We start from the raw sequence: 6,335 nt of genomic DNA on the forward strand, positions 1-6,335 counted from the left end.
ACAAGCAACTTTCATTTTTCTCCGCCTTGGTGATTCAGCACGTCGGCTGCCGACTGCACCAGATTTTGGCTCTCTGCGGGTCCATCTGCTGAATAGCCCTTGCGTAACATCCCGTGATGGGGCCCATGCATTTCTGGTAGGTACCGTTAGATAGAGCCGCATCAGCGCGCGTGACGGCGGAGGACGAAGAGGGTCTTACTTCGCGGTGCTGCAGCTCTGGCTTTTTCTTTGCTTCAGGCGACGCTCCCTTCTTCTCGCACTCATTCTCGTCGTTCAGGACGTAGCCCTTGCGGCAGCTGATTTTCGTGCAGCGGTCCCCCTCTGCGCGGTAGCCGTTCTCGCAAATCAGCGGACATATTCGCCCGCCCTTGTTTTTGACAGCGTCGAGCGCGTCGGTAGTGGCGACGCTCACATTCAGTTTCATGCCGGCGTGCTTGTTGAAGAGGTCGAGGGCTTTCTGCGAGGGCTCACCCCAAACGCCGTCTACAACGCCCACATTGCATCCCACGCGACGTAGCTCGGCTTGCAGCGCGCGAGCTGTATCGGCGCTGATCTGCTCCGTCTCGACGGGAGGTGGTAGAGCAGCGACTTGCTGGTTCTTTTCTCGCGAGGCCTTCTCACGAATTGCGAGTTCCCGTGCCGCGTTCTCCTGGGCTGTCAGACGAGCTCTTTCAGCGGCAGCAGCCTTGTCCTGCTCGATCTGCTTGACCTTCTCGGCAGCGATGCGGGCCTCTTCAGCAGCCTTGGCAGCCGCAGCTGCTTTTTCTATCTCGAACTGTCTTGCACCTTCTGCGGCAAGTCGAACCCTCTCCTGCTCTGCTAGCCTCGCCTTTTCAGCGGCAGCTGCCCGCGCCTCTTCTGCGGCGATTTTTTTCGCGTGCGCTCTCGCAAGGTTGGCATAGAAGCCATCTGGATATTGAGACAGAAAAGCTTCCCAGCCATCGTGGGTGCCGAGTTGCAGCGCCAACTCGTAGTCCCTTCGGATCGCCGTCTGAGGATCAGCCTGCGGTCCTGTTGGTGACGGCGCCGCCACTGCCGGGACAAGCGATAGATCATCGCCTCCAAGTGAGCCGTAGAGATATGGCTCTTGCCTATTGGCGGTAGACTTCAAGACTTCGTCGCGGACGTAACCAAAAGCCTTTCGCAGATCCAGGCCCGGCTTGGTAACGTGGTGAACCATCGCCGCCGTGAACGGACTGTTCTTGCCATCGCCATCCAGCGCCGTTGAACCTGCCTTTGATGCGAAGGCAATCAGGGTGTTGGGGCTTGACGGTTCTACCTTTGCGAGGCCGCGCCCAATCGCCCTGGACGCGAGGGTCCGCTTCATCACCTTCGAGAACGGGCTGTCACGGCATGCGTCAAGAACCACCAACCGCAACTTTTTCGCAGGCTCGATCGCTACTAACACCCGATCCAGCGACATTGCCTCGTCATAAATGTCAGTGTCACGTTCGAGGACAGCATCGATCGGGACGAGATAATTGACCCCATCAACTTCGATGCCATGACCTGCATAGTAAACGACCGCAACCTCGGCATCGCGGGACTGTTCGATAAAGTCCCGCAGCGCCCGCCTCATATCAGCTACTTTTAGGTCACGACGCAGGTCGACAAGATCGAAGCCGGCAGCCTTCAAGGTTTCCGCCACGAGTGCTGCGTCGCTGGATGGATTGCCGAGCCGCGCGACCTTTTCATAAGCCGAGTTACCGATCACCAGCGCCACGCGACGCTCGGCCTGCGCCGAACCGCAGGTCAGCCAGATGAAAATGAATAATGAAAACCAACGAAGAGCGCCCATTGTAGGCCCCGATCAAAGTGTGCGCAGCCTACGTCGAGCCTGATGAAAGGCAAGCATTGGCTCTGTGATGTTGATCACACTTCGATGCCATGCCTGCAGTGGCAAACTTCCGCTGTGCCTTGGTAAGCTAGCGACAACGCGTACTCCCCCAAGCGGAGTTCGTGTGCCCACAACGGCCCGGAAAGACACCCCGATGCCCATCAAAGCCGTCGTCTTCGACGCCTACGGGACGCTCTATGACATCCAGTCGGTCGCTGACATCACCGAGGATGCGTTTCCCGGCTATGGCGAGATCATCACGCAGGTCTGGCGCATCAAGCAGCTCGAATACACCTGGCTGCGCTCGCTGATGCGGCGCTACCAGGACTTTGCCGCGATCACCCGCGACTCGCTGGCCTATTCGCTGCGCGTGCTCGGGCTGGCCTATGAGAGCGAGACCTTCGAGCGGGTGATCGAGAAATATCTGCATCTCGACCTCTATCCGGACGCGACAAGCGCGCTCACCGCGCTGAAGCCGCGAAAGCTCGCCATCCTCTCCAATGGCAGCCCGGACATGCTGAATACGCTGGTGCGCAACACCAAGCTCGACCGTCTGCTCGATGCCACCATCAGCGTCGATGCCAAGAAGATCTTCAAGCCGAGCCCGGAGGCCTACATGCTGATCGGGGAAGTGCTCGGCACCGCACCGAGCGAGACTCTGTTCGTGTCCTCCAACCCCTGGGACGTCGCGGGCGCGAAGGCGTTCGGGCTGAACGTCGCCTGGATCGAGCGGGTGACGCCGGAGGCGATGGCGCTGGCTTGCGTCGAGAACGAACTCGTGGCACCGCTGACCATGTTCAAGGCGATCCGCACCCAGATGGACGAGCTTGGCTTTGCGCCGGACCACCGCGTCCGCGCGCTCTCCGAGCTGCCAGGGATTGCCTAGGTATCGCCGCCCCGTAAGTCTGAAATGAGCTGCCCGGAATGAGCCTGGAGTCCGTTCGCGCCTTTTTCGCCGAGAAAGCCCCCGACATCTCCGTCATCGAATCCCCGATCAGCTCGGCCACGGTGCCGCTGGCCGCCGAAGCCTATGGCGTCGAGCCCGGAATGATCGCCAAGACGCTGAGCTTGCGCGTCGGCGAACGCGTGATCCTGATCGTCGCCGCCGGCACCTCGCGCATGGACAACAAGAAGGTCAAGGCGCAGTTCGGCGGCAAGCCGAAGATGCTGGGGCTGGAGGAGGTCGCCGACATCACCGGACACGAGGTCGGCGGCGTCTGCCCGTTCGGCCTGAAGTCGCCGCTCCCGATCTATTGCGATGTGTCGCTGAAGGCATTCGACGTCGTGGTCCCGGCCGCGGGCTCGACCCACAGCGCGGTGCGCATCACGCCCGACCGCATGGCCGAGCTGACCGCCGCCGAATGGGTCGATGTCTGCGAGGTCAGGCCTTAAGGCGGCACCGGGTACGATCCCTGATGCATTTGCCGATCAGGGAGGCTAGCATGGCGCCGATGACCGACGACAAGGTGAAACGACGACTGACCACCGTGCTGTGCGCTGACGTGTACGGCTATTCTCGTCTCATGGAAGCAGACGAGACCGGAACGTTGGAAACGCTCCGCCGCTACCGCACCGCCATCGCGCGATTGGTCGAGCGCCGTGACGGCCGCATCGTGAATACCTGGGGCGATGCCGTGATCGCCGAGTTCGCCAGCGTCGTCGAGGCCGTGCAATGCGCGGTCGAGATTCAGCAGGAGATCTCCAGTCAGGCTGCGGACGCGCCGCAGGCGAGCCCGATGCAGTTTCGCATCGGCATCAACCTCGGCGACGTCATGGTGGACGGCTCTGACATCTATGGCGACGGGGTCAATATCGCATCACGGCTGCAAGAGCTCGCCGAGCCCGGCGGCGTCGTGATCTCGAGCTCGGTCTACGACCAGGTGCACAACAAATTATCCGTCGGCTTCGACTGCCTCGGCCAGCGTCCCCTGAAGAACATTGCTCCCTTGACCAGCTATCGGCTGACCCTGGGCGGCCGAGCTGCTGCACAAGGGAGCTTCCCGATCGAGGAAAGCGCAGCTCCCTCAGAAAGAGCGCGTGCTCCGCGGATCGGAGACAGGCGCGAGCTGTCTTCGGCGACGAATATCGTCTCGGATTGGCTCGCAAGGCTGCCCCGCCCGCTGGCAGCGGCCCTCACGGTGTCGGCCTTCCTGATTCTGATCAATCTTTTCACGGGCAACAAGATCTGGTTCCATTGGCCGGTCGCGGCCATTCTCTTCGGTGTCGTCCTGCGGATGGTGCTTGGACAACGACCTGAATCGGACAGCAAGACCGAGCGCTGAACGAGGCGGCACGACCGCATCGTCGCGCCTAAAGCGCGATGAGATCTGGATGAATCGTCATCGCGCTTTAGGTTGTTGTTTGCGCATGATCTTTTCCGGAAAACCGCTTCGCACTTTTCCGGATCATGCTTTAGCGCTGCGCAATTTTCCCGATCATGCGCTCTTCAAAGCCTAATCGTCGTAATCGTCATAGGGACGCTGCGGAGGTGGCAGCGGCGCATTGTTATAGCGCGGCGGTGCGGCCCGATTGCGTGGGACCTGCTGCGGCGGCATTTGGTTGTTCGACTGGAACACGGCGCGGCAGCCGCTCGACAGCTGCGGCGTGTTCTGCTGCAGGCAGGCGGTGATCCGGCTCACGTCCGGAATCTGGTCGCTGCAGAGACGCCAGACGTCCGGCGTACACGCCATCTGCTGTTCCATGGTGCCGCGATATTCCTGGGCGAATGCAGCGCCCTGCGCGACGATGCCGCCGACCGCGAGCGCCACACCCAGCGCAATCCGCTCTGTTCGCATGTCCCGATCCTTCTCGATTCCCATCGATTTTCATCAATCAATGAGGCAGGACCCGGTTCTGGACCAACAACAAAATGTGAAAATGGCTTCGGAACCTACTCCACCTTGCCGATCTTCTTCACCGCCGCGATCAGCCGCTTGCTGTCGGTCGCGACGAATTCGGCGAAGGCCGGTGCGTCCTGATAGGCGACGAGGCTGCCCGAGGTTTCGAAGGCCTTGAGCACGTCGGGACTCGTCATCACCTGTGCCATCGCCTCGCGCAGGCGGGTCGCGATCGGCGCGGGAAGAGAGCTCTGCGCGAACAGCCCGGCCCAGATGTACATCTCGACGTCCTTGTAGCCGAGCTCCTGGAAGGTCGGCACATCGGGAAAGCTCGCGATGCGCTGGGCGCCGCAATTGCCGAGCACGCGCAGCTTGCCGTCGTCGACCTGCGGCTTCAGCGTCCCCGGTGCGGCCGCGATCGCCTGCACGGTCCCACCGAGGATCGCGGTGAGCGCGGGACCGGCGCCGCGGAACGGCACGTGCAGCAGCTTGATGCCGGCGCTGCTCGCGAACATCTCCATCGCCACATGCAGCGTGCCGTAAGGCCCTGACGAGGCGTAGGTGATCTGACCCGGCCGCTTCTTCGCATCCTCGACGAAATCCTGCGCCGTCTTCCACGGCGCGGACGCCGGCACCGCCAGCAGCGTCGGATCGGCGAGCACGCGCGCGATCGGCATGAACTGCGAGACCTCGTAGGCGGCGGGACGGTCGAACAGCCGGTCGGCCTCGGGCAGCACCGCGAGCGAGGACAACGTCATCAGCAGCGTGTAGCCGTCGGGCTCGGCGCGTGCCGCCGCGGCATTGCCGACCGAGCCGCCGCCGCCTCCGGCACGGTTGTCGACGATGACGGCCTTGCCGAGGATCCGCTCCAGCGCCATCGCCACCGGCCGCGCTGCGAGATCGGCCTGTCCGCCGGCCGGAAACGGCACGATCATGGTGATATTGCGGGCGGGATAGGTTTGCGCAGAGGCCGGTCCGGGTAACGCAGCGCGCAGCAACGGCAGTGCAGCAGCGGCGCGCAGGACGTCGCGTCGATCCATGGCAGGTCCCTCCCCCGAATTTTCTTGTTTCGCACCCAGCCTAGCGCCGCGATCGGCAAGAACAAGACGTTTACGAAGCGTTAGCCATGTTCGGCCGAGCCCGGAACGCATGCCTGGAGCCGCTGTTGCCCTCTTGAGGGAGTGCGTGATGCCTAACATTGGAACCATCGATGTCGCGCTGGACGAGATGCTGGTGAATCTCGCCGCGATCGTTCTGAGGCTTGCAAGGCCCGAAGTGACGCGTACGCCGGAAGCGCGCCGCGCGCTGGCGCAATCGGTCCATCAATATGCGGTTTGTGCGAAGCGTTCGAGCGACCCTCGCGTTCACGAACTGAAGTCGCAGCTGGAAGAAACGCTGAAGCCAAGCCTGCGCATCGTCGCAATCGACGGCGTGAAGGTGGCGTAGTCCGGCCCGAAAGACGGCTGCCGTAGGGTGGGCAAAGGCGCGCTCTTCGCGCGCCGTGCCCACGATCACTCTCCGAAATGACCCGCGATGTCGCGAATGTCCCCGCCCCAATCCAAAGGCCCCTGCGGGCGCCGATATCGAGACACCTGTGATCTCTTCAGGCAAAGACGTGGGCACGCTTCGCTTTGCCCACCCTACGATAGTTTGCACAAACG

Annotated in this window: 7 protein-coding genes; 4 read left to right on the forward strand and 3 right to left on the reverse strand. The window is 62.3% G+C overall.

Features of this window, described 5'->3' with window-relative positions; translation table 11 throughout:
- Positions 1-34 precede the first annotated feature (34 nt).
- A complete protein-coding gene (locus BM190_RS13530; RefSeq protein ID WP_092255325.1) occupies positions 35-1,798 on the reverse strand; it encodes a caspase family protein in 1,764 nt (587 codons plus the stop codon).
- A gap of 193 nt (positions 1,799-1,991) precedes the next feature.
- Here BM190_RS13530 and BM190_RS13535 point away from each other — a divergent pair, with 193 nt between their 5' ends.
- Genes BM190_RS13535 through BM190_RS13545 form a run of 3 tightly spaced genes read left to right on the forward strand, consistent with a single transcriptional unit; the run spans position 1,992 to position 4,119 of the window.
- On the forward strand, positions 1,992-2,723 hold the full coding sequence (locus BM190_RS13535) for a haloacid dehalogenase type II (RefSeq protein ID WP_092255328.1): 732 nt from the start codon (positions 1,992-1,994) through the stop codon (positions 2,721-2,723).
- Between the two features lie 38 nt (positions 2,724-2,761).
- Positions 2,762-3,229, forward strand: a complete 468-nt coding sequence (locus BM190_RS13540) for a YbaK/EbsC family protein (RefSeq protein ID WP_018321547.1) — start codon at positions 2,762-2,764, stop codon at positions 3,227-3,229.
- Between the two features lie 59 nt (positions 3,230-3,288).
- Positions 3,289-4,119 carry an adenylate/guanylate cyclase domain-containing protein gene (locus BM190_RS13545; RefSeq protein WP_092255922.1) on the forward strand — a complete coding sequence of 277 codons (831 nt, stop codon included), beginning with the start codon at positions 3,289-3,291 and terminating at the stop codon, positions 4,117-4,119.
- 171 nt (positions 4,120-4,290) lie between these two features.
- Here BM190_RS13545 and BM190_RS13550 read toward each other — a convergent pair whose 3' ends face one another.
- On the reverse strand, positions 4,291-4,632 hold the full coding sequence (locus BM190_RS13550) for a hypothetical protein (protein ID WP_049815046.1): 342 nt from the start codon (positions 4,630-4,632) through the stop codon (positions 4,291-4,293).
- Positions 4,633-4,727: 95 nt separating this feature from the next.
- The gene (locus BM190_RS13555) at positions 4,728-5,714 is read right to left on the reverse strand and encodes a tripartite tricarboxylate transporter substrate binding protein (RefSeq protein ID WP_092255331.1); all 987 of its coding nucleotides are present in this window, start codon (positions 5,712-5,714) and stop codon (positions 4,728-4,730) included.
- A 148-nt stretch (positions 5,715-5,862) separates the two neighbouring features.
- Between BM190_RS13555 and BM190_RS13560 the strand changes: the two genes are divergently transcribed.
- Positions 5,863-6,120 carry a hypothetical protein gene (locus BM190_RS13560; RefSeq protein WP_018321542.1) on the forward strand — a complete coding sequence of 86 codons (258 nt, stop codon included), beginning with the start codon at positions 5,863-5,865 and terminating at the stop codon, positions 6,118-6,120.
- Positions 6,121-6,335: the final 215 nt, after the last annotated feature.

The organism is Bradyrhizobium sp. Rc3b (genome assembly GCF_900114915.1).
Lineage (GTDB): Bacteria > Pseudomonadota > Alphaproteobacteria > Rhizobiales > Xanthobacteraceae > Bradyrhizobium.

Excerpts from the sequence above, each read along its gene's own strand:
- BM190_RS13530 (WP_092255325.1), bottom strand. The coding sequence starts at position 1,798 with ATGGGCGCTCTTCGTTGGTTTTCATTATTCATTTTCATCTGGCTGACC.
- BM190_RS13545 (WP_092255922.1), top strand. The coding sequence starts at position 3,289 with ATGACCGACGACAAGGTGAAACGACGACTGACCACCGTGCTGTGCGCT.
- BM190_RS13555 (WP_092255331.1), bottom strand. The coding sequence starts at position 5,714 with ATGGATCGACGCGACGTCCTGCGCGCCGCTGCTGCACTGCCGTTGCTG.
- BM190_RS13540 (WP_018321547.1), top strand. The coding sequence starts at position 2,762 with ATGAGCCTGGAGTCCGTTCGCGCCTTTTTCGCCGAGAAAGCCCCCGAC.
- BM190_RS13535 (WP_092255328.1), top strand. The coding sequence starts at position 1,992 with ATGCCCATCAAAGCCGTCGTCTTCGACGCCTACGGGACGCTCTATGAC.
- BM190_RS13550 (WP_049815046.1), bottom strand. The coding sequence starts at position 4,632 with ATGCGAACAGAGCGGATTGCGCTGGGTGTGGCGCTCGCGGTCGGCGGC.
- BM190_RS13560 (WP_018321542.1), top strand. The coding sequence starts at position 5,863 with ATGCCTAACATTGGAACCATCGATGTCGCGCTGGACGAGATGCTGGTG.